Annotated in this window: 24 protein-coding genes, 2 tRNA genes and 1 pseudogene; 20 read left to right on the forward strand and 7 right to left on the reverse strand. The window is 68.8% G+C overall.

From position 1 onward, the window contains the following. Positions 1-53: 53 nt before the first annotated feature. Together ACN28I_RS04450 and ACN28I_RS04455 are read right to left on the reverse strand one after the other, a co-directional pair. A complete protein-coding gene (locus ACN28I_RS04450; protein WP_420940903.1) occupies positions 54-1,157 on the reverse strand; it encodes a heparan-alpha-glucosaminide N-acetyltransferase domain-containing protein in 1,104 nt (367 codons plus the stop codon). After that, entirely contained in the window at positions 1,154-1,684 is a 531-nt protein-coding gene (locus ACN28I_RS04455; RefSeq protein ID WP_420940904.1) for a DUF3105 domain-containing protein, read from the reverse strand. Before ACN28I_RS04455 ends, ACN28I_RS04450 begins: the two co-directional genes overlap by 4 nt. Positions 1,685-2,078: 394 nt before the next feature. Between ACN28I_RS04455 and ACN28I_RS04460 the strand changes: the two genes are divergently transcribed. The 5 genes from ACN28I_RS04460 to ACN28I_RS04480 all read left to right on the forward strand — a co-directional run bounded on the left by ACN28I_RS04460 (position 2,079) and on the right by ACN28I_RS04480 (position 8,156). Continuing rightward, positions 2,079-2,798, forward strand: a complete 720-nt coding sequence (locus ACN28I_RS04460) for a UV DNA damage repair endonuclease UvsE (RefSeq protein WP_420948563.1) — start codon at positions 2,079-2,081, stop codon at positions 2,796-2,798. Positions 2,799-2,856: 58 nt separating this feature from the next. Beyond that, on the forward strand, positions 2,857-4,767 hold the full coding sequence (locus ACN28I_RS04465) for a M2 family metallopeptidase (RefSeq protein ID WP_420940905.1): 1,911 nt from the start codon (positions 2,857-2,859) through the stop codon (positions 4,765-4,767). Positions 4,768-4,890: 123 nt separating this feature from the next. Then, entirely contained in the window at positions 4,891-5,094 is a 204-nt protein-coding gene (locus ACN28I_RS04470; RefSeq protein ID WP_267537289.1) for a cold-shock protein, read from the forward strand. A gap of 207 nt (positions 5,095-5,301) precedes the next feature. Then, positions 5,302-7,281: a hypothetical protein gene (locus ACN28I_RS04475; protein WP_420948564.1), complete on the forward strand. Its 1,980-nt coding sequence runs from the start codon at positions 5,302-5,304 to the stop codon at positions 7,279-7,281. 107 nt (positions 7,282-7,388) lie between these two features. Continuing rightward, a complete protein-coding gene (locus ACN28I_RS04480) occupies positions 7,389-8,156 on the forward strand; it encodes a hypothetical protein (RefSeq protein WP_420940906.1) in 768 nt (255 codons plus the stop codon). A 64-nt stretch (positions 8,157-8,220) separates the two neighbouring features. Here ACN28I_RS04480 and ACN28I_RS04485 read toward each other — a convergent pair whose 3' ends face one another. Beyond that, positions 8,221-8,904 carry an FKBP-type peptidyl-prolyl cis-trans isomerase gene (locus ACN28I_RS04485; RefSeq protein WP_420940907.1) on the reverse strand — a complete coding sequence of 228 codons (684 nt, stop codon included), beginning with the start codon at positions 8,902-8,904 and terminating at the stop codon, positions 8,221-8,223. 158 nt (positions 8,905-9,062) lie between these two features. On the opposite strand from ACN28I_RS04485, the gene ACN28I_RS04490 reads away from it, so the two are divergent. The 15 genes and pseudogenes from ACN28I_RS04490 to ACN28I_RS04560 all read left to right on the forward strand — a co-directional run bounded on the left by ACN28I_RS04490 (position 9,063) and on the right by ACN28I_RS04560 (position 22,408). Next, on the forward strand, positions 9,063-9,401 hold the full coding sequence (locus ACN28I_RS04490; protein WP_420940908.1) for a PilZ domain-containing protein: 339 nt from the start codon (positions 9,063-9,065) through the stop codon (positions 9,399-9,401). A gap of 101 nt (positions 9,402-9,502) precedes the next feature. Then, positions 9,503-10,288 carry a hypothetical protein gene (locus tag ACN28I_RS04495; RefSeq protein WP_420940909.1) on the forward strand — a complete coding sequence of 262 codons (786 nt, stop codon included), beginning with the start codon at positions 9,503-9,505 and terminating at the stop codon, positions 10,286-10,288. Positions 10,289-10,297: 9 nt separating this feature from the next. Beyond that, complete coding sequence (locus tag ACN28I_RS04500; protein WP_420940910.1) at positions 10,298-10,687, forward strand: PEGA domain-containing protein; 390 nt, start codon at positions 10,298-10,300, stop codon at positions 10,685-10,687. A 293-nt stretch (positions 10,688-10,980) separates the two neighbouring features. Further along, positions 10,981-12,291, forward strand: coding sequence for a DnaA N-terminal domain-containing protein (locus ACN28I_RS04505; RefSeq protein ID WP_420940911.1), 1,311 nt, complete (start codon positions 10,981-10,983; stop codon positions 12,289-12,291). 109 nt (positions 12,292-12,400) lie between these two features. After that, entirely contained in the window at positions 12,401-13,585 is a 1,185-nt protein-coding gene (locus tag ACN28I_RS04510; protein WP_420940912.1) for an AI-2E family transporter, read from the forward strand. Positions 13,586-13,665: 80 nt separating this feature from the next. Next, on the forward strand, positions 13,666-14,388 hold the full coding sequence (locus ACN28I_RS04515) for a uracil-DNA glycosylase (protein ID WP_420940913.1): 723 nt from the start codon (positions 13,666-13,668) through the stop codon (positions 14,386-14,388). Positions 14,389-14,476: 88 nt separating this feature from the next. Then, positions 14,477-14,548 (forward strand) — tRNA-Val (locus ACN28I_RS04520). 74 nt (positions 14,549-14,622) lie between these two features. Then, positions 14,623-16,551 (forward strand): threonine--tRNA ligase, encoded by a 1,929-nt coding sequence (gene thrS / locus ACN28I_RS04525; protein ID WP_420940914.1) that lies wholly within the window; start codon positions 14,623-14,625, stop codon positions 16,549-16,551. A 111-nt stretch (positions 16,552-16,662) separates the two neighbouring features. Continuing rightward, the gene (gene infC, locus ACN28I_RS04530; protein WP_420948565.1) at positions 16,663-17,370 is read left to right on the forward strand and encodes a translation initiation factor IF-3; all 708 of its coding nucleotides are present in this window, start codon (positions 16,663-16,665) and stop codon (positions 17,368-17,370) included. A gap of 62 nt (positions 17,371-17,432) precedes the next feature. After that, positions 17,433-17,642, forward strand: a complete 210-nt coding sequence (rpmI, locus tag ACN28I_RS04535; RefSeq protein ID WP_420940915.1) for a 50S ribosomal protein L35 — start codon at positions 17,433-17,435, stop codon at positions 17,640-17,642. Positions 17,643-17,729: 87 nt separating this feature from the next. After that, complete coding sequence (gene rplT / locus ACN28I_RS04540; protein ID WP_420940916.1) at positions 17,730-18,077, forward strand: 50S ribosomal protein L20; 348 nt, start codon at positions 17,730-17,732, stop codon at positions 18,075-18,077. A gap of 154 nt (positions 18,078-18,231) precedes the next feature. Next, positions 18,232-19,281, forward strand: a complete 1,050-nt coding sequence (gene pheS / locus ACN28I_RS04545; protein WP_420940917.1) for a phenylalanine--tRNA ligase subunit alpha — start codon at positions 18,232-18,234, stop codon at positions 19,279-19,281. Then, entirely contained in the window at positions 19,281-21,692 is a 2,412-nt protein-coding gene (gene pheT, locus ACN28I_RS04550) for a phenylalanine--tRNA ligase subunit beta (RefSeq protein ID WP_420940918.1), read from the forward strand. The genes pheS and pheT overlap by 1 nt, the downstream gene beginning before the upstream one ends. Before the next feature lie 109 nt (positions 21,693-21,801). Further along, positions 21,802-22,140 (forward strand): annotated as a pseudogene (locus ACN28I_RS04555) (integration host factor subunit alpha); the annotation flags it as partial. A 191-nt stretch (positions 22,141-22,331) separates the two neighbouring features. Then, positions 22,332-22,408: transfer RNA gene (locus ACN28I_RS04560), tRNA-Pro, on the forward strand. Between the two features lie 77 nt (positions 22,409-22,485). Here ACN28I_RS04560 and ACN28I_RS04565 read toward each other — a convergent pair. The 4 genes from ACN28I_RS04565 to ACN28I_RS04580 are packed head-to-tail and all read right to left on the reverse strand — an operon-like array spanning position 22,486 to position 25,458. Continuing rightward, entirely contained in the window at positions 22,486-23,550 is a 1,065-nt protein-coding gene (locus ACN28I_RS04565) for a radical SAM protein (RefSeq protein ID WP_420940919.1), read from the reverse strand. Then, entirely contained in the window at positions 23,547-24,176 is a 630-nt protein-coding gene (locus tag ACN28I_RS04570; RefSeq protein ID WP_420940920.1) for a uracil phosphoribosyltransferase, read from the reverse strand. Before ACN28I_RS04570 ends, ACN28I_RS04565 begins: the two co-directional genes overlap by 4 nt. Beyond that, on the reverse strand, positions 24,167-24,934 hold the full coding sequence (locus ACN28I_RS04575; RefSeq protein WP_420940921.1) for a haloacid dehalogenase-like hydrolase: 768 nt from the start codon (positions 24,932-24,934) through the stop codon (positions 24,167-24,169). The genes ACN28I_RS04570 and ACN28I_RS04575 overlap by 10 nt, the downstream gene beginning before the upstream one ends. Beyond that, positions 24,934-25,458, reverse strand: coding sequence for an ATP-binding protein (locus ACN28I_RS04580; RefSeq protein WP_420940922.1), 525 nt, complete (start codon positions 25,456-25,458; stop codon positions 24,934-24,936). Before ACN28I_RS04580 ends, ACN28I_RS04575 begins: the two co-directional genes overlap by 1 nt. Between the last annotated feature and the right edge of the window lie 19 nt (positions 25,459-25,477).

Below are 25,477 nucleotides of genomic sequence, written 5' to 3' on the forward strand. Positions count from 1 at the left end.
CCGGTTGCTTCCGTGGGAACGGAGGCTCGAAACGCACCACCCTCGATTTGGGTTTATTCAGTCCGCGCGATTTTTTCCCCGAAGGCCCCGGAGAGCGTCTCCACGAGGAACCGGCCCGCCCGGCGCACGGCGTTCCGGGCCGCATCCAGCCCCACGCACAGTCCGTACGTCACGGCGATGAGCACCCCCGTCAGCAGCGCGTACTGGCCCCAGCCGCTGCGGCCGCCCCACACCTTCTCGAAGGAGAAGCCGAAGATGTGGAAGTACAGCAGCGCCTCGTGGAAGAAGTACGCGGACATGGACGCCGTGCCGAACGTCTCCACGAAGCGGCGCACCCGGGAGGGCTCGGCATTCGAGGCCGTCCGCCGCTCCAGCGCCATCAGCCCGAGCAGCACGAGGCTCACCCACATCCATCGCTCGGCCGCGTTGGAGGGGTTGGTGACGAAGAAGCGGTGCTCCGGGTACAGATTCCGCAGGGGCTCCGCCGCCAGCCAGCCGGCGAGCCCGAGCCCGATGAGGAATTGCAGGGCCCGGACGAGCCCCGCGCGGCCCTGCTCGCCGGCCACCGTCCCCGCGTACGCTCCGAGCCAGGTGAAGCCGAGCCACGGCAGCAGGGGGAAGACGGCCCCGGTGGACTTGTTGAGCACGTAGGCCCACGGCCCCTGCACGGCCTCGCCCAGCGGCGAGAGGAAGAAGACGATGAGCGCCAGCGCCAGCGCCACGCCCCGCAGCACCCGGGGACGAGAGGCCAGCCAGACCGCCACGGGCAGGACGAGCAGCAGCGACAGCCCCACGCAGTGGAGGATGTCCAGGCGCACCAGCCACTTCGGCTCCCGGAAGAGGGGGAACCACATCCAGTTGACCAGCGTGGCCACGCCGAGCACCTGCAGGGCCCGGCGCAGGTTGCGCCCGAGCCGATCGAGCTGTTTGCCGCTCGAGGCGCTGCGGACCAGCAGCAGCGCGAGCGCGAAGCCCGCGGAGAAGAGGAAGGCCGGGGCCACCAGCCCGTCGAGCATGAGCAGGTACTTCGTCGTCTTGCTCTGGCGCAGCTCGGGGGTCAGCAGCACCAGCGCGTGGCACTGGACCATGAACAGCACGGCGATGCCGCGCAGCCAGTCGATGGCGCGGACGCGCTCGGAGGTGGGGGCGGTGCTCATGGCAGGCAGGCGAGCTCGGGTTCGGGGGCTTCGGCGTCCTGGTGCTGCATCAGGCAGCGGATGGCGTCCGCGTCCGGCGCGTCTCCACCCCAGGAGCGCCGCCACAGGACGGCGGCCACGCGCGTGGGAATCCGCGAGTCCGGGGCGACGATGGCGCGAATCACGCCGTTGCCGCCGGCCTTCGCCTCCTGCCGCAGGGAGGCCAGGGTGGCGACGATGTCCGGGCAGCCCTCGGGGCAGTTGTAGAGGAAGACCGCGTGCCCGTGCTCCAGGTTGTGCAGCCACACGCACCGGTTCTGCTCGGTGTCGTGGACCCGGCAGGACAGGGTGCTGCTGCAGTGGTCTCCACTCGTGGGCGGGTTCTGGCCGTCTCCACACGCGGTGCTCGAGCACGTGAGGTGCCTTGCGCTCGCGGGCGGTGGAGAGAGCGAGATGCCGTAACGGGAGCAGTCGTCGGGGCCGCTCGGACCACAGGCGAGCAGGGAGGTCAGCAGCAGGGCGGGGAGGGCGCGGTGGAGCAGGGACATCGGGGCCCCTCTTATCACGGGCCCTCCTCAGGGGCTCAACCCGGGAGGCCCGATACCCTCACCCCAGCCCTCTCCCGGAGGGCGAGGGAGGTGGGGGCTCGAGGGTGGGGAAGGTGGGCCGGGTGCCCATCGGGCGGGTTCGGCCGGGTGGTGCGACGTTTCGCTCCCCGTACGAATCCTAGAGGGGTGCAAGAAGGACTTTCTACCTACCGTCTCGGCTATGTCGCCAACTGCCTCTCGCTCGGCCTGGGGGCCAGCCACACCTGCCGGCTGGCCGGTGCCACGCCCCAGCGGCTGGAGGAGCTCATCGAGCTGAACCTCTCCGAGCCTCGAGCAGATCCTCCTCTTCAACGAGGCGCGCGGCATCGAACTGTTCCGCATCGGCTCGTCGCTCATCCCGTTCGGCTCGCATCCCGTCAACACGCTCGAGTGGTGGAAGACGCGGGCGCGCGACTTCGATCGGCTCGGTCACATCGCCCGGCGCTCGCGCCAGCGCTTGTCCCTGCATCCCTCGCCCGCGGCGGCCTCGCTGACGTCCGTGCACCAGCGGGTGCGCGATGCCGCGCTCGCCGAGCTGCGCTATGGCGCTCGGGTGTTGGATCTGCTCGGACAGGGGCCCGAGGCGCGGGTGGTCCTGCATCTCGGGGGGGCCGCGCCGAGCCGTCCCGAGGCGCTGGACAACGCGCGCCGCATGCTGGACGCCATGCCCGAGGAGCTGCGCAACCGGATCGTCATCGAGCACGACGACAAGATCTGGAGCGCGCGCGAGGTCGCCCCGCTGGCCCGGGAGCATGGACTGCCGTGGCTCGCGGACAACCTGCACAACGCCATCGAGCCCTCCACTCCCGAGATGCCACTGGAGGAACTGCTGCGCGAATCGGCGGCCTCGTGGCGCGCGTTGGACTTGCGGCCCAAGTTCCACCTGGCGAGCCAGAAGCCGGAGGGCAGGCCGGGGGCGCACGCGGACCGCATCGACCCGGCGGACTTCCGGGCGGTGGTGGCGGCGCTGGACGGCCCGGCGGACCTGATGCTGGAGGCGAAGGACAAGGATCTGGCGCTCTTCGCACTGCGTCAAGAAGCCTCGGCTCTGTCGCCCTCCGCGCCAGCTCCGTAACACCCCGTCACTTTGCAGGTGCGTTTCCCGAGGGCCTTCCTCTACGGTTCGCCCCGCCATGAACAGCACCTCTCCCGTCAAGTCCCTCCTGCGTGCGGCCCTCGTGGTCGTTCCGCTCATCGCCACCCCTGGCTGTGCGCCCTCGGCGCATGGCACCACCGCCGGTTCTCCCGCGGCGACGAACGCCTCGCCGCCCGCCGCGGAGCCTCAGAAGCCCGCCGCGGCCGCGCAGCCCACGGCCGAGGACGCGCGCCAGTTCGCCACCCGCGTGAACGAGGAGCTCAAGCGGCTGTGGACGCGGCAGGCCACCGCCGAGTGGATCAAGGCCACGCACATCACCGATGACACCGAGCGCAACGCGGCCCTGGTGAACGAGGAGGTGCTCGGCTACGTCAACCAGGCCATCAAGGAGGCGGCGCGCTTCAAGGACGTGCAGGGGCTGGACGCCGACACCGCGCGCACGCTGCACCTGCTGCGCGTGTCCTCCGCGCTGCCCGCGCCGAGCGATGCGCAGAAGCGCGCGGAGCTGGCGGGCATCGCCGCGAAGCTCGAGGGCATCTACGGCAAGGGCAAGTACTGCGGCAAGGACGGCAAGGGCCAGTGCAAGGACCTGGGCGAGCTGTCCGATGTGATGGCCAGGAGCCGCAACTACGACGAGCTGCTGGAGGCCTGGACGGGCTGGCACGGCATCTCGCCGCCGATGCGCCCGCTCTACCAGCGGCTGGTGCAGCTCTCCAACGAGGGGGCCCAGGAGATCGGCTTCGCGGACACGGGCTCGCTCTGGCGCTCCAACTACGACATGCCGCCCGAGGCCTTCGAGAAGGAGGCCCAGCGGCTGTGGGGGCAGGTGAAGCCCCTCTATGACGATCTGCACTGCTACGTGCGGGCCCGGCTGGCCAGGCAGTACGGCGAGGACAAGGTGCCCGCGGGCAAGGCCATCCCCGCGCACCTGCTCGGCAACATGTGGGCCCAGGAGTGGAACAACATCTACAACCTGGTGGAGCCCTACAAGGGGCAGCCCAGCCTGGACGTGGACGCCGAGCTGAAGCGGCAGAACTACGACGCCCTCCGCATGGTGAAGATGGGCGAGAACTTCTTCACCTCGCTGGGGCTCAAGCCGCTGCCGCAGACATTCTGGGAGCGCTCGCAGTTCACCAAGCCGCGCGACCGCGAGGTGGTGTGCCACGCCAGCGCCTGGGACATCACCTACGACAACGATCTGCGCATCAAGATGTGCATCAAGCCCACCGAGGAGGATCTGGTCACCATCCACCACGAGCTGGGCCACAACTACTACTACACGTACTACTACAAGCTCCCGGTGCTCTATCAGGCGGGCGCCCATGACGGCTTCCACGAGGCCGTGGGCGACGCGCTCACGCTCTCCATCACCCCGGGCTACCTCAAGCAGGCGGGCCTGTTGAAGGAAGTGCCCAAGGGGGACAAGGGCCTCATCAACCTGCAGATGAAGGACGCCATGGAGAAGGTGGCCTTCCTGCCCTTCGGCCTGCTGGTGGATCAGTGGCGCTGGGAGGTGCTGTCCGGGCGGGTGAAGCCGGAGGACTACAACAAGGCCTGGTGGGCGCTGCGCGAGAAGTACCAGGGCGTGCGCGCGCCGGTGGAGCGCTCCGAGAACGACTTCGATCCGGGCGCCAAGTACCACGTCCCCGCCAACGTCCCGTACACGCGCTACTTCCTGGCGCGCATCCTCCAGTTCCAGTTCCACCGCGCGCTCTGCCAGGCCGCCGGCCAGAAGGGAGCCCTCCACGAGTGCTCCATCTACGGCAACAAGGAGGCCGGTCAGCGGCTCCAGGCCATGCTGGAGATGGGTGCCAGCAAGCCCTGGCCCGACGCGCTCCAGGCCCTCACCGGCCAGCGGGAGATGGATGCCTCGGCGATGCTGGAGTATTTCGCCCCGCTGCGCACCTGGCTGCAGGAGCAGAACAAGGGCCAGAAGTGCGGCTGGTAGGGCCCTCCGGGAGTGGACACGGTGGATGGCCCCGCTTAAATTCGTGATCGCCTGGTTGGGCCTCGACCAGCCAGGTGCGGGCGGCAGATTTCCGCGCCCGTCTGTCTGAAAGAAGAAGAGCGAATGGCAACTGGTACCGTGAAGTGGTTCAACGATGCGAAGGGCTTCGGATTCATCACGCAGGATGGCGGTGGCGAGGACGTGTTCTGCCACCACTCCGCGATCAACATGGATGGCTTCCGCACCCTGGCCGAGGGCCAGCGCGTGGAGTTCGAAGTGACCAAGGGCCCCAAGGGCCTGCAGGCGCAGAACGTCCGCGCGGCGTAATCCCGCCTGTCTTCGTCCGTTGTTCCTGAAAAGGGTCCGACCCGCTGGGGCCGGGCCCTTTTTCATGTCTGGAGTCCTCGCGTGTCCCTCTCTCCGTCCCGGTTTCTCTTGAAGCGTGCCGCGTTGTTTCCGCTGCTCACCGTGCTCGGCTGCGCGTCCGGCCAGCCCCATGTCCAGGCGGGTGCTCCGCCCGCGGAGGCCCGTCCCATGAAGCACACCGCCGCTCTCCCCGCCCTGAAGGCCGGGCTCGTCTCCCGTCATGGCGAGGCGCAGCGGGCCCGCATCGAGCGGGGCGTGGAGCAGGTGGCCGCGCTCTGGCGCGAGGAGGATGGGGACCTGGCCGCCTTCGCGCGCGAGCACTTCATCGCCGACGAGAAGCAGCTCGACGCCACCCTGGCCCGGCTGGAGACGGCCTTCGAGCAGCTCGACGGCCACCTGTATGAGATCAGCCGGGAGCTGCGGCGGCCCACGGACCTGGACCTCGGGCCGCTGCTGCCGGTGGATCCGCTGCTGGCCGCGTATGATCCGAGTGCACACGTCACCGAGGATCTCTTCCGGGCGAAGGCGGCCTTCGTGGCGCTGCTCAACTTCCCGCTCACCACGCTGGCCGAGCGGATGGAGAAGGGCCCCGGTTACACGCGCCGCCAGTGGGCCGAGGCCCGGCTCACCGGCCGCTTCAGCCGCCGCGTGCCCGCCGAGGTGCGGCAGGCCTCCACGCGCGCGAGCGCGGACGCGGACCTCTACATCGCCGAGTACAACATCTGGATGCACCACCTGCTGGATGAGCAGGGCCGCCGGCTCTTCCCCTCGGGGCGGGGGCTGATCAGCCACTGGAACCTGCGCGACGAGCTGAAGTCCCGGTACGCGGATCCCGAGGGGCTGGCGAAGCAGCGGATGATCGTCAAGGTGATGGAGCGCATCGTGACGCAGGAGATCCCCGCGGCGGTGATCGACAACCCGCGGGTGGACTGGAATCCCTTCACCAACGAGGTGAAGGCGGCGCCGGCCGCGGAGGTGGAGGAGGAGGCGCCCCGGCGCCCGGTGGTGCTGGACGGCAAGCGCGAGGAGGACGTGCGCTACGCGAAGCTGCTGGCGCAATTCCACGCGGCGCGGATGGAGGATCCGTACGTGCCGGTGGCGCCCACGGCGATCGCGCGCAGCTTCGAGCTGGGACGCGAGCTGCCCGAGGCCCGGGTGAAGGCGTTGCTGGAGCAGGTGCTGACGTCACCGCTGGTGCCGAGGGTGGCGAAGGAGATCGAATCACGGCTGGGGCGGAAGCTGGAGCCGCAGGACCTGTGGTACGCCGGTTTCAAGTCGGGCGGGAGGCTGTCCGAGGAGGATCTGAACACGCTGACGCGCCAGCGCTACCCGACGGCGGACGCCTTCGCCAAGGACATGCCGCGCATCCTCCAGGGGCTGGGCTTCTCGAAGGAGAAGGCGGCCTTCCTGGCGGCGCACATCCGGGTGGATCCCTCGCGCGGGGCGGGGCACGCGATGCAGGCGATGCGGCGCGGGGACTTCCCCCGGCTGCGCACGCGGGTGGGCCCCAAGGGCATGGATTACAAGGGCTACAACATCGCGGTGCACGAGTTGGGGCACAACGTGGAGCAGGTGTTCTCGCTCTACGCGGTGGACCACACGCTGCTGGCGGGGGTGCCCAACAACGCCTTCACCGAGGCGCTGGCCTTCGTCTTCCAGGCGAGGGACCTCGAGCTGCTGGGACAGGCGAAGCCCGACGCGGCCAGCGAGCGCGAGCGGGTGCTCAACGACTTCTGGCAGACGTGGGAGATCGCCGGGGTGGCGCTGGTGGACCTCGCGGTGTGGCACTGGCTGTACGAGCACCCGGATGCCACGCCCGCGCAGTTGCGTGAGGCGGTGGTGCGCATCGCCCGGGAGACGTGGGACCGGTACTACGCGCCGGTGCTGGGAGGGCAGGGCACGCCGCTGCTCGGCATCTACAGCCACATGATCTCCTATCCCCTGTACCTGACGGACTATCCGCTGGGGCACCTGATCGCCTTCCAGATCGAGGAGCACCTGAAGAAGGCGGGCAACCTGGGAGCGGAGTTCGAGCGGATGGCGAGCCAGGGCGCGCTGACGCCGGACGTGTGGATGACGAACGCCACGGGAGCGCCGGTGAGCGCCGGGCCGCTGCTGAGGGCCACCGAGGCCGCGCTCGCCCGTTGAGGGTCACGGGGGCAATCCCTCGTGTTCAGTGTCAGCCTGATGCTGTATTGCTCTCAAGTCATCGGGCCTCCAAGTAAACATTGGGGCCCATTCTGGCGAGAAAGCTCTTGACCTCCGCTGAACTGAACGCACTGACGGCGGGTGTAGACCCGCGAGCCTTTGATCCCTTCTCCTGGTTCAACATCGTCGGGGAGATTGGCTGCGTCTTCTGGATCATCGCCTACGTCTTCGCCATCCGGCAGGGATTCAAGGATAGGGCCTACGGGTTGCCCCTGATCGCCATCTGCCTGAACTTCGCTTGGGAGTTCCTGGCGTCCTGGGTCATCCCGAATCCCGTGCCGCTGTGGCTTGCGTTCGACCGCATCTGGTTCTTCGTGGACGTGGTCATCGTCTACCAGTTGCTGCGCTACGGGGCCTCGTTGCAGCGCATCCCCGAGGTGCGCAACTACTTCTACCCGATCGTGGTGGTCACCACGGTGCTGGGGGGCATCGGGCTCTACACCTTCTATCTCCAGTACCGGGACATCCTCGCGCTGGTGGGCGCGTTCATGATCAACCTCGTCATGAGCGTGACCTTCGTCTTCTTCTTCTTCGAGCGCCGCCACCAGGGAGGGCGCGGGCTGTCGGTGCCGGCGGCGTGGTGCAAGCTGGTGGGGACGCTCGGCACGTCCATCGAGTGTCACTACGTCATCGGCCTGGCCGAGCCCTGGCTGCCCAGCCTGTCCTTCCTGCACTTCCTCTCCGCGTCCATCTTCCTGGTGGACCTCGTCTACGCCGTGCTGGTGACGCGGTGGGCCTCTGCCCGGGCCGCGGGTGGCCAGACGCCGCTCGAGCAGCAGGAGGAGCCGCGGGTTCCGATGCTCGAGGCCGCCTGAGCCCATGGCTGGACCGGAGTGGGGGACGGACGGCCCGCCCCTCACCCCGGGACTTCTGGAACGTCTACTTCTTCGGCTGCGGGTCCGCCCGGGGCACGTCCGCGCCCTGGCCGTCGATGCCGAGCAGCTCGATGTCGAACACCAGGGTGGCGTTGGACGGGATTCGCGGAGGCGAGCCCGCCGCGCCGTAGCCCGTCTTCGCCGGGCACACGAGCTGGGCCTTGCCGCCCACCTTCATCTTCTGCACGCCCTCGGTCCAGCACTGGATGACCTGGGTGAGGCCGAACTCGACGGGATCGCCCTTGTAGGAGCTGTCGAACTCGGTGCCGTTGATGAGGGTGCCGCGGTAGTGCACCCGCACCTTGTCGCTCGCCTTGGGGCTCGCGCCGGTGCCGGCCTTGAGCTCCTTGTAGACGACGCCCGAGGGCAGCTTCGTGGCGCCCTTCTCCTTGGCGGTGGTCTCCAGGAACTTCTGCCCGGCCCGCTCCTGCCTGCTATTGGCGAGCGGCGTCAGCCTGCGCCCGTACTGCTCCAGATCCACCGCGGGCGTGGCGCCCGTGAGCGCGTCCGTCATGCCCTTCTTGACGATCTCGATCTCCGCCGGGCTCAGATCGAAGATCTTGATGGTCCGCCCGAGCGACAGCCCGAGCGCGTAGACCGTCTTGTCATCCTCGCTCTTGAGCTCCTGCGCGTTCGCCTGGAGCCCGGTGAGGGCGAGCAGTACCGCGGCCAGCAATCCCAATCTCATGTGTCTCCGCCTTTCTCAATGGCAGCGGAACAATAGGTCCGCCCATCTCTTCCCGTTGGCCGTTTTCTTGCCCCCCGGCCAGATGCTCCTACGCTCGCGACAGGTTGCTGCGGCGCTGAAGCGTGCTGTAGCGGTCTCGGCCACCGGGAGGGCGAGAGATGAGCGACAAGCGGAAGAACGCGCGGGTTCCCCTCGACATCTACTTGAACAAGTACATGGGGGGCGTGCCGTACATGGCGCGTGCCGCCGACATCAGCCAGGAGGGGGTGAGCCTGGCGCGCCTGCTCGAGCCCGAGCAGGACACCCGGCGCGTGGGGCTCCAGTTCCAGCTCCCCGGCTCGGAAGAGGTCATCTACGCCGAGGGCGAGGTGGTGCGCGAGTGGGTGGAGGCCGGGGCGAGCGAGGATGAGCGCTCGGGTGTGCGCTTCACGCTGCTCACCCAGCGGCACCGCCGGTTGATTGATGACTACGTGACACGCAGCACGCAGGCGCACTGAGCCGCGCTCCTTTGGCGAGCAGGCGGGCGGGCCTTCCTTGACCTGGCTCGGAACCGGCCGGTTGAATCCGGTTCTCCGAATCGGGAGAGGGGAGGATTCACGTGAGGCGTGCACTGTGGGCGCTCGTGCTGGCGGTTCCGCTGTCGGCACTGGCGCAGGGCAACGGGGTGGATTGGCAGCGGCAGGTGCTCCGGGTGACGGGGGACGGTCCTCCGGACGTGAAGGCCTCCAACCCGTCCCAGGCGAGGTTGGGCGCGGAGCGCTCGGCGAAGGAGGACGCCTTCGGGGAGCTGCTGGAGCAGGCGAAGGGTTTGCGCCTGCGCGCGGACAGGACCGTGGGCGAGGAGATGGCCCGCGAGGAGACGCGCCGCCAGGTCGAGGACGTGCTGCGCGGCTACACGGTCGTCCAGAAGCGCTACTTCTCCGATAGCGGCGTGCAGATGGAGGTGGAGGTGCCGCTCGGGGCGTTGACCTCGGTGCTGATGACTCCGGCGCCCACGGGCACCGCCGCTGCTCCCGCGGAGACCAGGCCGGCCGAGAAGAAGCCGGCGGAGAAGAAGGCGAAGCACACCGGGCTGGTGGTGGACGCGCGCAAGCTGGGCATGACGCCGGTGCTGGCGCCCCGGGTGCTCGATGAAGCGGGCCAGCCCCTCTATGGCGTGGAGACGCTGTCCGCCGAGACCCGGAAGAGCACGGGCGTGGCGGGCTTCTTCAAGAGCCTCGAGGCGGCCCGGAAGTCGGAGCTGGTGGGCGCGAAGCCGCTGGTGATCGAGGCGGCGCGGCTCCAGGGCTCGGATCTGCTGCTGGGGCCGGACGCGGCGAAGGCGCTCGCGGGGCTGGACCCGCACCTCCTGGCCGAGGGCCGGGTGGCGATCCTCATCCGGTAGATGCGCGCGATGACCTGGATGAAGACGGAGCGGAGTCTCGGGTGGCTGGCCGTGGTGGGGCTCGTGCTCGGGTGTGCCTCGGGTCCCGAGCAGGTGGACTCCCCGGCGGCGGACCGGGCGCGCGAGCTGATGCGCGCCATGCGCTCGCGCAACGGCAACCTGCTGCTGCGGTGCGAGCCCGAGGACGCCGAGGTGTACCTGGACGGAGTGGTCCAGGGCGTGTGCACCGACTTCGGTGGCAAGCCGAAAGGGTTGCAGGTGGGCCTGGGGCTGCACCGCATCGACGTGAAGAAGGACGGCTATTGGCCGTACACCACGTACTTCGAGCCCAGCAGTGCCCGGGCGGGGCTGACGATCAAGCTGCGGTCCATGGGGCAGGAGAGCGGCGGCACGGAGTGAGCCACCGCGAGCCCTCCCGTTCAGGGGACGGCTCCTGTCACGACCTGTAGCACCCTGTAGCGGCTGCTACAGGTATGGCGAGCGGAGGCCGGTATCTGGGCCTCCCGGATCGTTGGCGCCCGGCGGATCAGCGGCAGCGGGGCTAGACGATGCGGGGGGACGGCGCAGATCGCGGGGCATGGATCACGCCGATCAGTGCGGCCTCCTCGCGTTCGAGGAGGGTTGCGCTGTGTTGCCTGCGCCAAGGCAATGGGACGTGGACACCGGGTGGCGGACCCAGGGGAGGCGGTGACATGGCCGGGTTGGACTGGGTGCAGGTGGATGTGGGTTTTCCCATGAGCCTCGCCGTGGTGTGCGCCGCTCGAACCCTGGGGATGGAGCGCCGGGCCTTCGTGGGGGCCATGGTGGAGCTGCAGATCTGGGCGGTGCAGGCGCTGCCGTCGGGACGCTTCGAGTCCTTTGGACTGTCCGGCGGACACGGCGCGGACGCGTCCGCGGACGAGGCGGTGTGGCAGGAGGCGGTGGAGGGCGCGGTCCGGTGGACGGGCGCTCCCGGAGCCTTCTGGGACGCGCTGCTTCGCGCCGGGATTCTGGTGAGGGAAGGAGACAGCGTCCGCTTCACCCTCTGCGATCGCTACGTGCAAGTCCTCGAAAAGAGGAGCAAGGAGGCCGAGCGCAAGCGGAAGGAGCGTGCCGCGAAGGCCTCGGGCGCGTCCGCCGGACGTCCCGTGGACACGTCCGGGACGTCCTCCTCCAGAAAGAGAAGAGAGAAGGAGAGTGAGAAGAAGACTTCTTCTACTGCAGCAGGAGGAGGGGAGGCGGGATCATCCGGCGGACGGCTCACACCCGTCTCCCCGCCCTCGGACGAGGACGTGCCCGTAGCGCCGGTGGAGGTCACCCCCGTCCAGCTCGCGCTGCCTGGCACGCACATGGTGCCCGCCTCGTCTCCTCCCCGCGACGTATGGCGGGCCCCCGAGTCCGAGGACACGTCATCCGGACCCTCCGCGTCCACGGAGGAGTCTCCGGCCCGGGCGGCGGCGGCCTTCTTCGAGACGTGTCAGGAGGAGCGCTGCCGGGCCCTTCCCGGACTCCCCGCGGAGGAGCAGCCCAGGGGCTGGGCGAGCTGGTACCGCGGCGCCTTGAGCAAGGTGGGCGGCAACGAGGGACGGTTGTTGGACGCCTGGCGCGGGTACATCCACTCCGAGTGGGGGCGCAGCCGCGAGCCCCGGTGCACGGCGCAAGCGTTCTGTACCCCGCGGGTCTGGAGCCGCTACCTCGAGCCCGTCCAGCGGGAGGAGCCATCCGGAGTGTCCGGGGCGCTGTCCGTGGACGTGGCCCCCCACACCGAGGCCGGCCGCCGCTGGCGGGAGTGCCTCACGTGGCTCCATGACAATGGGAAGCGGTACGCGCTGACGTGGCTGGCGCAGGCCCGTGCGGTGGGGGTGGAGGACGGACGCCTGGTGCTCGAGGTGCCGGACGCGCATTTCCGGCAGTGGGTGCAGGAGCACTATGGCCAGATGGTGGAGCGGCTCGCGCGGGACCTGGGCCTCGAGGGCGTGTGCTGGCGGGTGGCCTCCGGGGTGCGTGCGCCCCTTCTCGGATAGGACGGGTTAGTATCCGGCCGGGCGATACACGGAGGAGCACGCCATCGGACGCAACAAGAAAGGCAAGGCGCGCGCGCAGAAGGCGCCAGTGGCGAGGGCCGCTCCGGCGGTGCCCCCCCTGCATGTGGTGAAGCCCGCGGCGGAGCCACCTCCCGAGCCAGGACCGGCTCCCGTGCCCGTGCAGCCGCCGCCCGCCGAGGGCGAACTCTCCGAGGCCGAGGCCCGGCGGGTGGACTTCGCCTGGTCGGCGGCGATGGTGGGCTCGCTGGCGCTGGTGTTCGCGCTGCTGTCGGTGTTCGGCGGCGTGGCGGTGCCGGTGCTGCTGGCGCTCGCCATGGCGTACGTGCTCAACCCGCTGGTCACCCTCCTGGAGCGCCGGGGCCTCAACCGGACCCTGGGGACGAGCGTGGTGTTCACCGGGTGCCTGCTGCTGATGATCGGCGCGGTGCTCTACCTCATCCCCGTCTTCCGGGAGGAGGCGGTGAAGCTGCCGGACTTCTTCCGCCGGGCGAGCGAGCGGGTGGTGCCGCAGGTGGAGTCGCTGCTGGGACGTCCGTTGCCGGATCTGCTGAGGCAGCGCATGACGGAGCTGGGGGCGCAGGCCTCGGAGATCCTCCAGAGCGCGGGGCCCACGGCGGCGCGGCTGGTGGCGAGCTTCGCGGGCAACACGGCCCGGGTGGTGGCCACGTTGCTGGGCCTGCTGGTGGTGCCGGTGCTGGGCTTCTTCTTCCTCCAGGACTATCCGCAGCTTATGAGCCTGGTGAAGGGCCTGGTGCCGCGCCGGTCGGTGGAACTGGTCAGCCGGCGCTTCTCCGAGGTGGATGACGTCCTGGCCGCCTTCGTGCGCGGGCAGATCACCGTGGGGGCCATCCTCTCGGTGCTCTACGGCACGGGCCTGTGGTTCGCGCGCATCGACATGGCCATCGTCATCGGCGTCATCGCCGGGTTCGGCAACATGGTGCCCTACCTGGGGACGGGGCTGGGGCTGGTGTTGGCGGGGCTGGGGCTGATGCTGTCCTGGCAGGGTCCCTGGCAGCTCGCGGCGGTGGCGGGCACCTTCGTGGTGGGCCAGATGGCCGAGGGCCTCTTCATCACCCCCAAGGTGGTGGGCGACAAGGTGGGGCTCTCGTCGGTGGCCGTCATCATCGCGATCCTGGCCTTTGGAGAGCTGTTCGGCTTCACCGGCATCCTGCTGGCGGTGCCCACGACGGCCATCCTCAAGGTGGTGCTGAGCGTGGTGGTGGAGCGCTACAAGCGGACCGGCCTCTACACGGGCGAGCAACCCGCCCCCTGAGCCGCCTCTCCCCCGGCCCGAAGCCGTCCAGAGAAGTGGACGGTGGCGGAGGGGGAGGGTGGGGCGCTAGGGAAGGGGGCGTGGCGAAGAGCAAGACATCGGGAACGGGCGCGGCGGGGCTCGCGCGCCTTCGAGAGGAGATCATCACCTGCCGGGCGTGTCCCCGGTTGGTGGAGTGGCGGGAGCAGGTGGCGCGGGAGAAGCGCCGGGCCTACCGCGACTGGACGTATTGGGGCCGGCCGGTGCCCGGTTTCGGGGACCCCGGGGCGGAGCTGGTCATCCTCGGATTGGCACCGGCGGCGCATGGGGCCAACCGGACGGGCCGGATGTTTACCGGGGATCGTTCCGGGGACTTCCTCTTCGCCGGGCTGCACCGGGCGGGTTTCGCCAACCAGCCCCGGAGCGAGCACCGGGAGGACGGCCTCGCGCTGACGGGGGCCTACATCGTGGCGCCGTGCAAGTGCGCGCCGCCGGACAACAAGCCCCTGCCGGAGGAACTGGTCCGGTGCGCCCCCTTCCTGGACCGGGAGATGGCCCTGCTGCCTGGCCGGGTGGTGCTGACCCTGGGGGGCATTGCCTGGAACGCGACGCTCGCCTGGCTGGAGAGGGCAGGGGTGTCCATCCCCACGCCCCGGCCCGCGTTCGGGCATGGGGCCGAGCTGGCCCTGCCGGGGGCGCCGGTGCTGCTGGGCTGCTACCACGTGAGCCAGCAGAACACCCAGACGGGCCGGCTCACCCCCGTCATGTTCGACGCGGTGATGGCCCGGGCCCGGGTGCTGATCGAAAATCGCCGGGGAACATGACGGGCCCCTGTCGGTGTTTCCTTGACAGCTCCGGGCTGCCCATCGTATTCCCCGCCCACCTTCGACGGCGGCAGTCGCGGCGGCGAACGGGTCGTTAGCTCAGCGGTAGAGCACTACCTTGACACGGTAGGGGTCAGTGGTTCGATCCCACTACGACCCACTTCAGTACGGGTTTTCAACTGCGGGCGGCAAGGCTGATCAGCCTGCCGCCCGCGTTCGTTTCCGAGGTGTCGCATGGCGGATCAGATCACGGTGACCCTCCCCGACGGCAGCCAGAAGCAGGCACCCCGGGGCACGACCATCGCGGACTTCGTGCGCGACAGCATCGGGGCCGGTCTGGCCAAGGCCGCCCTTTTCGCGCGCGTGAATGGCCAGGACGTGGATCTGACGCGTCCCCTCACCGAGGACGTGAAGCTGCAGATCTTCACCTCCAAGAGCCCCGAGGGCCTGGATCTCATCCGGCACGACGCCGCCCACGTGGTGGCCAGCGCGGTGCAGCGCCTCTTCCCCGGCACGCAGGTGACCATCGGTCCGGCGACGGAGGAGGGCTTCTACTACGACTTCTTCCGCGAGAAGCCCTTCACGCCCGAGGACCTGGAGAAGATCGAGGCCGAGGCCAACAAGGAGATCGCCAGCAACCTGCCCTTCGTCCGGACGGAGATCTCCATGGACGAGGCGATCAAGCTCTTCGAGGAGAAGGGCGAGAAGTTCAAGGTCGAGATCGTCAAGGACATCGCGGCCAAGGGCGCCCAGACGCTCACGCTCTACACCCATGGCGAGTGGGTGGACTTCTGCCTGGGGCCCCACGCTCCGAGCACCGGGAAGATCGGCGTCATCAAGCTGCTGTCCACCAGCGGCGCGTACTGGCGCGGAGACCATCGCAACCCGATGCTCCAGCGCATCTACGGCACGGCCTTCTTCGACAAGAAGGCGCTCCAGGAGTACCTCACCCGGCAGGAGGAGGCGCGCAAGCGCGATCACCGCAAGCTGGGCAAGGAGCTGGATCTCTTCCACTTCCACCCGTACTCGCCGGGCGCGGCCTTCTGGACCCCCAAGGGCACCACGCTCTACAACACCCTGGCCGCCTTCATGCGCCGGCTGACGGGCGAGACCGGCTACGTCGAGATCAAGACCCCGCTGCTCTACAACAAGGGCCTGTGGGAGACGAGCGGCCACTGGGGCAAGTACAAGGAGAACATGTTCCTCGTGCTCGACAGCGAGTCCGGGGAGCATGACTTCTCGCTGAAGCCGATGAACTGCCCGAGTCATCACATCTACTACGGCTTCAAGAAGCACAGCTACCGCGACCTGCCCCTGCGCCTGCACACCCAGGACGTGCTCCACCGCAACGAGGCGGCCGGCTCGCTGGGTGGCCTCACCCGCGTGCGCCAGTTCGCCCAGGATGACGCCCACATCTACTGCATGGAGAGCCAGATCGCCGACGAGGTCCGGCGCTTCGTGCAGCTCCTGGACCGCGTCTACAAGGCGGTGGGCCTCACCTACGCGGTGAAGCTGTCCACCCGGCCCCCCAACCGCCTCGGCACCGACGAGCAGTGGGACCGCGCCGAGGGCGGCCTGAAGACGGCCCTGGAGAGCCTGGGCCTGCAGTACGAGCTCAAGCCGGGCGACGGCGCCTTCTACGGCCCGAAGATCGACTTCGACGTGTCCGACAGCATCGGCCGCAAGTGGCAGCTCGGCACCATGCAGCTCGACTATCAGGCCGCCGAGCGGTTCGATCTCACCTACATCGGTGACGACAACGCCGAGCACCGCCCCGTGGTGCTCCACCGCGCCATCTACGGCTCCTTCGAGCGCTTCATCGCCATCCTCATCGAGCACTTCGCCGGTGCCTTCCCCGCGTGGCTGGCCCCCGTGCAGGCCGTGCTCGTCACCGTGGCGGACCGCCAGAAGGACTACGCCCTCCAGGTGCGCGACCAGCTCCGCGCCAAGGGCTACCGCGTCGACTACGACGAGCGCGGCCTCACCCTCAACGCGAAGATCCGCGACGCCCAGCTCCAGAAGATTCCCTTCACCCTCGTCATCGGCGACAACGAGGTGGAGGGCGGGGGCGTGTCCCCCCGGCGCTACGGCGGCGAGGACCTCAAGACCATGAAGCTGGAGGCCTTCGAGGCCCTCCTGGAGAAGGAAGCCGCCTGGCCGTGAGGCCCCACAGGGGGGGCCTGGGTCATTGACACCCCTTGACTCCCCCTCGCTGGCAAGTATCTTGCCCCCCCTCAGAGGGGAGTACCTACTCCCACTGATGGAGGGAGTCACATCGCTCGCGACCAAAGAACGAACCGCCGTATTCGCGCTCGCGAGGTCCGTGTCGTAGGACCCGAGGGCGAGCAGTTGGGAGTCCTGCCGATCGAAGCCGCACTGGATCGGGCTCAGGCCGCGGGGATGGACCTCGTCGAGGTCAACCCCATGGCCAAGCCGCCAGTCTGCAAGATCATGGACTACGGCAAGTTCAAGTATGAGGAGAAGAAGCGAGCCTCGGAAGCGAAGAAGAAGCAGGTCGTCGTCCACCTGAAGGAGATCAAGCTCCGTCCGAAGACCGAGGAGCATGATTACGAGTTCAAGGTCCGCAATGTGCGCCGCTTCCTCGAGGAGGGGAACAAGGCCAGGGTCACGATCATGTTCCGTGGCCGGGAGATCACGCACAAGGAGCTGGGCTCGGCCATCCTGGACGACGTGGTCAAGGATTTGAAGGACGTGGCGGTGGTGGAGCAGACGCCGAGGATGGAAGGGCGGCAGATGTTCATGATCATCGCCCCGAACCCGAAGGTGGCGGCGCGGGCGCGGGAGCTGGCCCGGCAGCAGGCGGCGGCGGCGGAGAAGGCGGGCAAGGCCGAAGGCGGTAGGAAGAACGAGCTGGTGGCGGCGGTGGCGGCGGGCGGAAAGCCCGAGGGGCAGGCGGCGGCTCAGGCCCCCGTGCCTGCTTCCGTGACGAGCCCTCTGGCGCAAGCCGAGGGAATGAAATAGTTGGACCTGGCTAGCGGCTTCCAAGCCGACGGCCCGTGACAGTTGAAGGAAGGAACCGCGACATGCCCAAGTTGAAGACCCGTAGCGGCGCCAAGAAGCGCTTCCAGGTGAAGAAGACCGGCAAGGTGAAGTTCGGCAAGGCCTTCGGTAAGCACCTCTTCACCCACGCCAAGAGCCAGAAGCTCAAGCGTGAGCACCGTGGCACCGGGCATCTGAAGGACATGGATGCCAAGAAGGTCGTCAAGGAGATGTTCCCCTACGGGGCGAACTAGCCGTACGCAGTACAGAGGGCCCTGTCGGTGCGGTGAACAGCCGGAGCCGGGGGTTTTCAAACACCTCGCAGCAGTCAGGAGTCAGCAATGCGCGTCAAGAAGGGTTTCAAGGCTCGTCGCCGTCGTAATCGGATTCTGAAACTGGCCAAGGGTTACCGTGGCCGCCGCAAGAACTGCTACAAGCGGGCCAACCAGGCCGTGGAGCGCGCGCTCGATTACGCCAGCCGTGATCGCGCCGTTCGCAAGCGGAACTTCCGCTCGCTGTGGATCGTCCGCATCAACGCGGCCGCCCGCACCGTGGGCCTGTCCTACTCGCGGCTGATCGCCGGTCTGGCCAAGAACAAGATCGCCCTGGATCGCAAGGTCCTGTCCGATATGGCCATCACGGATCCCGCTGGTTTTGCCGCTGTCGCCAACATCGCGAAGGCGGCCTGAGTGATGACGGCCGGTCCCTCGGACCGGCCTCGAAAGTGAGGGGCCGCGGTCTTCCTGGAAGGCCGCTGCCGCTCGCGAGCTTGAAACGGGCTGCCCCCCAGGGCGGCCCTTTTTTTGGCCCCGGCCCGGCCGGGAAAAGGGAGGCGAAGTCCCCATGCGAGATCGCTTGCAGGCACTCGCGGACGCGGCGCGGCGGGAGATCTCCGTCGCCTCGGAACCGTCCGCGGTCGAGGCGCTCCGAATCCGCTACCTCGGCAAGAAGGGTGAGCTGTCCGGTGTCCTCGGAGGAATGGGCAAGCTGCCCCCCGACGAGCGCCGTGCCCTCGGCGAGGTGGCCAACCAGGTCAAGGCGGAGATCGAGAAGCTCCTGGCCGACGCCGTCCAGCGCGCGGAGGACGCGGCCCTGGAGGCCGAGCTGCGCGGCCCCAAGCTGGACGTGACGCTGCCCGGCCGCGCCGCCACCCCCGGCAGCCGCCACCCGGTGTCCCGGACGATGGAGGAGATCGTCCGCACCTTCCAGCGGCTCGGCTTCGAGGTGGCCCACGGGCCGGAGATCGAGCTCGACTACTACAACTTCGAGGCGCTCAACCTCCCGAAGGATCACCCCGCGCGCGACATGCAGGACACCTTCTACGTGGACGAGGCCTCGCTGGGCCACACGAAGAAGGCGGACAGCTCGCCGCTGCTGCGCACGCACACGTCCCCGGTGCAGGTGCGCTTCATGCTCAACCGCAAGCCTCCGTTCCGCGCCGTCATGCCCGGCCGCGTCTACCGGCGCGACTCGGACATCACCCACACGCCCATGTTCCACCAGGTGGAAGGCCTGCTCGTGGACAAGGACGTCAGCTTCGCCGAGCTCAAGGGCACGCTGGATGCCTTCGTGAAGGCCTTCTTCGGCTCGGACACGCGCACGCGCTTTCGCCCGTCCTTCTTCCCCTTCACCGAGCCCTCGGCCGAGGTGGACATCTCCTGCACTTCGTGCGGCGGCAAGGGCTGCCGCATCTGCAAGCAGACCGGCTGGCTGGAGGTGCTCGGCAGCGGCATGGTGCACCCCAACGTCTTCAAGTACAGCGGGTACGATCCCTCCGAGGTCACCGGGTACGCGTTCGGCATGGGCGTGGAGCGCATCGCCATGCTGCGCTACCGGATCGATGACCTGCGGATGATGTTCGAGAACGACGCGCGCTTCCTGGAGCAGTTCTGATGAAGATCTCGGTCAAGTGGCTCGGTGACTACGTGGCGCTGTCGGCGAGCGTCGACGAACTGGCGCGCAGGCTGACCGCCGTGGGTCTGGAGATCGAGGGCCTGGAGCGCCCCGGCGAGGGCCTGCGCGGCGTGGTGGTGGGGCAGATCAAGGAGTTCGTCCAGCACCCCAACGCGGACAAGCTGTCCGTGACGAAGATCGACATGGGCGGCCCGGAGACGCTGCAGGTGGTGTGCGGCGCCAAGAACTTCAAGGTCGGCGACAAGGTGCCGCTGGCCACCATCGGCACGAAGCTGCCCAACGGCGTGGAGATCAAGCAGGCCCCCCTGCGCGGCGTGGACAGCTTCGGCATGCTCTGCTCCGCCAAGGAACTGGGCATCTCCGAGGAGTCCTCCGGCCTGCTCATCCTCTCGCAGGACCTGAAGCCGGGCACGCCCATCGCCCAGGCGCTCGGGATGGATGACGTGGTGTTGGAGGTGAACGTCACCCCCAACCGTCCGGATGCCCTGTCGCACCTGGGCGTGGCCCGCGAGGTGGCCGTGGCCACGGGCGGCGCCCTGCGTCCGCCCCAGCCGAAGCTCGCCGAGGCCGGTGCCCCCGCCTCCGAGAAGGCCAGGGTGCGCATCGAGGACCCGGTGCGCTGCCCGCGCTACGCGGCCCGCGTCATCGAGAACGTGAAGATCGGCCCCTCGCCCCAGTGGCTGCAGGACCGGCTCAAGGCGTGCGGCGTGCGCCCCATCAGCAACGTGGTGGACATCACCAACTTCGTCCTCCTCGAGTACGGCCAGCCGCTGCACGCCTTCGACCTGGACAAGGTGGCCGGCCAGGAGATCATCGTCCGCACCGCGAAGCCGGGCGAGAAGATGACCACGCTCGACGGCAAGGAGCGGGCGCTGTCGCCCGAGGACCTGCTCATCTGCGACCGGGACCGGGCCCAGGCCCTCGCCGGCGTCATGGGCGGCCAGGACAGCGAGGTGAGCGCGGGCACCACGCGCGTGCTGCTCGAGTCCGCCTTCTTCCAGCCCTCGAGCATCCGCCGCTCCTCCAAGCGCCACGGCCTGCACACCGAGGCCTCGCACCGCTTCGAGCGCGGGGTGGATCTCGACGCCACCATTCCGGCGGTGGACCGGGCCGCGGCCCTCATCGCCGAGCTGGCCGGTGGCACCGTGGCCCCGGGCCGGATCGACGTGTACCCGCAGCCCCAACCGCCGCGCCGCGTGACGCTGCGCTACGGCCGCGTGGAGAAGCTGCTGGGCGTGTCCATCCCCGAGGCCGAGTGCCGCCGCATTCTCGGCACCCTGGGCTTCCAGCAGGTGGAGGAGGGGAGCGGGCAGACCACCTTCGAGGTGCCCCGAGCCCGCGTGGACGTGGAGCGCGAGGAGGACCTCATGGAGGAACTCGCCCGCGTCTACGGCTACGACAACATCCCCGCGAAGCTGCCCCGCGGCCTCGCCGAGCTGGGCCCCGAGCCGGCCGACTCCGAGGCCGAGCGCCGTGCCCGCCAGGCCCTCTCCGGCGTGGGGCTGAGCGAGGTGGTGAACTACTCCTTCGTCGCGCCGCGCTCCCTGGAGGTGCTGGGCGGGAAGGACAAGCCCGTGGCGCTCCTCAACCCGCTGAGCGTGGAGCAGTCGGTGATGCGCACCAGCCTGCTGCCGGGCCTGCTGGAGAACCTCTCCCGCAGCGTCCGCCACCAGGTGGAGTCGGTGGCCCTCTACGAGACGGGCCGCGCCTACTTCCAGGACCCCGAGGGTGGCCAGGGCCAGCGTCCCGCCGCTCGCGAGGTGCACCGCCTGGGAGGCCTCGTGTGGGGCCTGCGCGGCGGGCGGACGTGGACGCAGAAGGATGCCCGGGCGGACTTCTATGACGCCAAGGGCGCCCTGGAGTCCGTGCTGCACGCCCTCCACGTGGACGGCGTCCGCTTCGTCCCCGCCGAGGCCCCCGCCTACCACCCGCGCGCCTGCGCCCGGGTGGAGCTGGCCGATGGCACCGTGCTGGGCCACGTGGGCGAGCTGCACCCCCGGGTCACCAAGGCCCTGGATCTGCCCCGGGACGTCTTCGTCTTCGAGGTGGACACGGCGCCTCTGTACGCCGCCGCCCGCCTGGTGCCCGCCTACCAGGGCCTGCCGCGCTTCCCCGCGGTGCTCCGGGATCTGGCCGTGGTGGTACCCCTGGAGCTCCGCAACGACGAGGTCCGCCGCGTCATCCTGGAGGTCGGTGGCCCCCTGGTGGAGGACGCCCTCATCTTCGACGTCTACACGGGCAAACCCATCGCCGAGGGCCACAAGAACCTGGCCTACGCCATCCGCTACCGCTCGCCCGAGCGCACGCTCACCGACGCGGACGTGACGGCCGCCCACCAGCGCATCATCTCCGAGGTCAACCAGCGCCTGGGCGGTGCCCTGCGGACCTGAGGTTGGGGGACGCGGGAAAACCTGAGTGAAACCGGTGGGTTGACAGCTATCAGGGAAGGCTGTCACAGTCCGCCGGGTTCACCGCAGAGAGGGGCGCGAAGGTACTCGCATGACCAAGGCGGACATCATCGAAGGGGTCTACGAGAAGGTCGGCTTCTCCAAGAAGGAGTCGGCGGAGATCGTCGAGCTCGTGTTCGACACCTTCAAGGAAACGCTCGAGCGCGGGGACAAGATCAAGATCTCGGGATTCGGCAACTTCCAGGTGCGCCAGAAGAAGGCGCGCGTGGGCCGTAACCCGCAGACGGGCAGGGAGATCGAGATCTCGGCCCGCCGCGTGCTGACCTTCCGGCCGAGCGCGGTCCTGAAGGCCGCCCTCAACGGCGAGCAGATTCCGGAGAACCACTCGGAGCTGGATGCCGCCGAGGACGCCGCCGCCGACGCGGCCGAGGCCGCTGGCCTGGATCCCGAGGATCTGGACGAGGAGCTGGAGGAGGTCGAGGAGTACAAGGCCTCCGCCGGCGGAATGAAGGCCAAGGCCGAGTGAGTTTTTGAAGGGCCCGCGATCTCGTACTTGACCTGTGAGACGGGTAGCGGCATAAGGCAGCCCATCTCGCCGACGCCGTCGGCGGGACGACGTAACGGGGCGTAGCGCAGCCTGGTAGCGCACTTGCTTGGGGTGCAAGTGGTCGCTGGTTCAAATCCAGTCGCCCCGACCAAAATGAAGGCCCTGGAGTTTCACCGCAAGGTGGGCTCCAGGGCCTTTGTTTTTTCCGGCGACCCCCAGCCCCCGGCCCTACGCCGGGTTTCCCGGCACCTTCGCTCGCTGGGCGAACCACGCGATGAACGACTCTCGCGGCTCGCTGGTGTAGTCCGGCCGCTCCCGCTCGATGAGGCAGTCGGGGCCCGCCGCGCTCTGCTGGCTGGCGCAAGTCCCGCACCCCTGCTGCCCCACGATCGCGCTCATCCGTTCCGGGAAGCGCTCCAGCGGCTCGTCGAAACGGCCCAGCTTCCAGCGCTCCTGGCCGAACATCCGCCCGCAGGGGTACACGTCCCGCTGCATGTAGATGATGTTGTTGAACCCCGCGCCGCAGGTGCTGCCGAACATGGTGCAGACCTTGTCCGGCTTGCCCGAGAGCGCGCGGCGGTAGGCCTCCAGGTTGCCAATCTCGAGGCGGTCCAGCCCGTACGCCTCCTTCATCTCGGCGATCCGGCGCAGGGCCCGGTAGAACTCGGGGTAGGACACGGCGACGTCGTCCGGCACGTCCACCAGGCGATCGAAGATGACCTTCTCGAAGCCCTGCTCGGCGATGAACTGGAAGTACTCGTCGAGGTGATCGACGACCTTGCGGCCCAGCGTGGTGTTGATGGCTACGGGCATGCCCGCCTCGCGCAGGCGCGAGATGCCGCGCATGACGTCGGCATGAGAGCCCCGCCCGTTGTGCCGCACCCGATCGCTGTCATGCAGGCTCGCCGGACCGTCCAGCGACACGCTGGGGCTGAGGCCTATCGCCTTCATCTCCTCGATGATCTTGGCGGTCAGCAGCACCCCGTTGGTGACCATGTAGAAGCGCAGACGGTGGCCCAGCCTCGTGGCGTGCAGGTGCTCCACCGCCGTGCGGATGGCCGTCCAGGACAACAGGGGTTCCCCGCTCCCCACGAAGTTGACCTTGATCCGCTTGTCCACCTCGGGCCGGAGGCTGTAGCGGTGGATGTTCTCCAGGATGGTGCCGATCTCATCCGTCGTCAGCGAAGCGGGCCCTGGGAGCGCGTCCGGCTTGGCGAAGAAGTAGCAATAGCTGCACTTGAGATTGCAGACGGAGTTGACGGACAGACAGACCCGTTCGATGGCGTCGCTCATTCCCTGCTCCTCGTGGGGAGGGTGCCGAAGAGGCGGTTGCCGGTATCCGTGGCGCCCACGCCCGTGTACTGGTTCTCGGAGATGCGGGCGAAGAAGAAGTGCACCTCCGGGAAGGTGGTCTCCAGCCGCTTCGCCGTCGTCGCCGGGCCCACGAGGGCCACGACGATGAGTCGGCCCGCACCGCGCTCCCGGAGCTGCCGCAGCACGGGTTCGAGCGAGGCGCCCGTATTCACCACGGAGTCGATGAGGATGAAGGTGCGGCCCTCGATGGAGGGAAGCTGGCCCAGCTCCGCCTCGGACAGACCGATCTCCCGCTTGGGGGAGATGTGCACGACTGCGGCTTGGCGAAGCACCTCGCGCACCCCGTCCGCGGTGTAGAGCCCGGCGCGCAGCAACGGCAGGAGGATGAGCTCCTCCTCCCGGGCCACCCGCCACCCCTGCCGGATGCCTTGGGGGTGCTGGATCTCGCAGGGCTCGAGGTCCAACAACTCCACGAGCTCGCCGGCCAGGAAACTGCCCAGCTCGACATGGGACTGGGTCAGCTCCCAGGGCGTGATGTCGGTGCGCCGCGAGCGGGTCGCGAGCAGGCGCACCAGGTTGCGCTCCGTATAGTGTTTCAGGGGCATGTTGCTCCTCCCGCGGCGCTGGCGGGCCCGCGGCAGACCAACCGGTGGGCGGACTCGAAGGTGAGCCGTGGAATCTCCGGGGCCAGCTGGCCGCCCGGAGCGATGTGGTGGAGGGAGCGGTGACCGGCGAGGTGGGGCAGCAGGTCGGCGCTCATCCGATGGTTCAGGACGACCACCGCATGGTCCGCCTCCAGCATCATTTCCGTGTCCACGTCCGAGTCCCCGAGCGCCATCACTTCCGTCGCGGCGCTCCGGAAGAGCCGGCAGACGTGCCCCTTCTCCCAACGGCCGAACACGAAGGGCAGCCGGGGATCAATGCCGCCAATCACGCCAATGTGTTTCAAGCCCTCCCGGTCGAGGAGTCCTCGCCAGATGCGAGGGATGCCCGCCGAGATGACGAAGACGGCAGCCTCCTCGGCCGCACGGTGCAGGAAGTCCGCCGCCCCGGGGTGCAGGGGGGCCTCTTCCGCCACGGCCGCGCTCACGCGCTCGAAGGTGAGGGGATCCAGCCGCAGGTGGGCCTCGGCGTGGTAGCGGAAGGCGCTGAAGCAGTAACCCTCACGCTTGAAGCGCTCCTGGATGTGCTGTGAATCCATCCCCGCCCGCTCGAGGAACAACCGGCTGGTGTCGATGGGCGAGAGGGTCCGGTCACCATCGGACAGGACGACCGGACGGCCACGCGCCGCCTCCACCAGCGGCATCATGGCGGCGTCGAGCCGCTCGAAATTGGAGGCCTCGTCCTGAGGGAGCATGGGCATCACGTCAACAGCTCCTTCAGGCGTTGGGCAATGGTTGTGTCATCCCCCGTGGGCAACTCATGCAATTGCATACCATGGGCCTTGGCGATGCGGTAGCAGGCCTCCCGCTCACCCGCGAGCTCCGCGCGGAGCAACTCGAGGTCCAGATTGCGGCGCTTGGATGGGTCATCGCGGCGGCGCTGCAGGATGATCTCGGCCGGGGCTTCCAACAGGATGATCTCGCGGAAGAAGCTGCAGTCCAGCTCGGTGAAGACCTGCTCCACCTGGCCCAGGGAAGAATTCAGGAGGGTGGTGTGCCCATCGCAGAGGATGTGGCCTCCCATGCGCTCCTGGCGCGTCTGCATCCAGAGGATGGCGTCCTCCCGGTAGCGCTGCTTCACCTCGGCGGGAAGGCTGTCGAATTGCGCGAAGGCGCTGCCGGCCAGCTCCCGCAGGATGGCCGAGCCCACGACGTAATCCACCCTGGGGAGCTCCGGCAGGACGGAGCGGATGAGCGTGGTCTTTCCTACTCCCCGGACTCCCACCAGAACAGATGCGTCGGAG

It is taken from the genome of Archangium gephyra (genome assembly GCF_049060025.1).
Lineage (GTDB): Bacteria > Myxococcota > Myxococcia > Myxococcales > Myxococcaceae > Archangium > Archangium gephyra_A.

What these genes read in the sequence shown, in the direction of transcription:
- ACN28I_RS04450 (WP_420940903.1), bottom strand. Translation starts at nt 1,157, where the DNA reads ATGAGCACCGCCCCCACCTCCGAGCGCGTCCGCGCCATCGACTGGCTG.
- ACN28I_RS04455 (WP_420940904.1), bottom strand. Translation starts at nt 1,684, where the DNA reads ATGTCCCTGCTCCACCGCGCCCTCCCCGCCCTGCTGCTGACCTCCCTG.
- ACN28I_RS04465 (WP_420940905.1), top strand. Translation starts at nt 2,857, where the DNA reads ATGAACAGCACCTCTCCCGTCAAGTCCCTCCTGCGTGCGGCCCTCGTG.
- ACN28I_RS04470 (WP_267537289.1), top strand. Translation starts at nt 4,891, where the DNA reads ATGGCAACTGGTACCGTGAAGTGGTTCAACGATGCGAAGGGCTTCGGA.
- ACN28I_RS04475 (WP_420948564.1), top strand. Translation starts at nt 5,302, where the DNA reads ATGAAGCACACCGCCGCTCTCCCCGCCCTGAAGGCCGGGCTCGTCTCC.
- ACN28I_RS04485 (WP_420940907.1), bottom strand. Translation starts at nt 8,904, where the DNA reads ATGAGATTGGGATTGCTGGCCGCGGTACTGCTCGCCCTCACCGGGCTC.
- ACN28I_RS04490 (WP_420940908.1), top strand. Translation starts at nt 9,063, where the DNA reads ATGAGCGACAAGCGGAAGAACGCGCGGGTTCCCCTCGACATCTACTTG.
- ACN28I_RS04500 (WP_420940910.1), top strand. Translation starts at nt 10,298, where the DNA reads ATGACCTGGATGAAGACGGAGCGGAGTCTCGGGTGGCTGGCCGTGGTG.
- ACN28I_RS04505 (WP_420940911.1), top strand. Translation starts at nt 10,981, where the DNA reads ATGGCCGGGTTGGACTGGGTGCAGGTGGATGTGGGTTTTCCCATGAGC.
- thrS (WP_420940914.1), top strand. Translation starts at nt 14,623, where the DNA reads ATGGCGGATCAGATCACGGTGACCCTCCCCGACGGCAGCCAGAAGCAG.
- rpmI (WP_420940915.1), top strand. Translation starts at nt 17,433, where the DNA reads ATGCCCAAGTTGAAGACCCGTAGCGGCGCCAAGAAGCGCTTCCAGGTG.
- rplT (WP_420940916.1), top strand. Translation starts at nt 17,730, where the DNA reads ATGCGCGTCAAGAAGGGTTTCAAGGCTCGTCGCCGTCGTAATCGGATT.
- pheS (WP_420940917.1), top strand. Translation starts at nt 18,232, where the DNA reads ATGCGAGATCGCTTGCAGGCACTCGCGGACGCGGCGCGGCGGGAGATC.
- pheT (WP_420940918.1), top strand. Translation starts at nt 19,281, where the DNA reads ATGAAGATCTCGGTCAAGTGGCTCGGTGACTACGTGGCGCTGTCGGCG.
- ACN28I_RS04565 (WP_420940919.1), bottom strand. Translation starts at nt 23,550, where the DNA reads ATGAGCGACGCCATCGAACGGGTCTGTCTGTCCGTCAACTCCGTCTGC.
- ACN28I_RS04570 (WP_420940920.1), bottom strand. Translation starts at nt 24,176, where the DNA reads ATGCCCCTGAAACACTATACGGAGCGCAACCTGGTGCGCCTGCTCGCG.
- ACN28I_RS04575 (WP_420940921.1), bottom strand. Translation starts at nt 24,934, where the DNA reads ATGCCCATGCTCCCTCAGGACGAGGCCTCCAATTTCGAGCGGCTCGAC.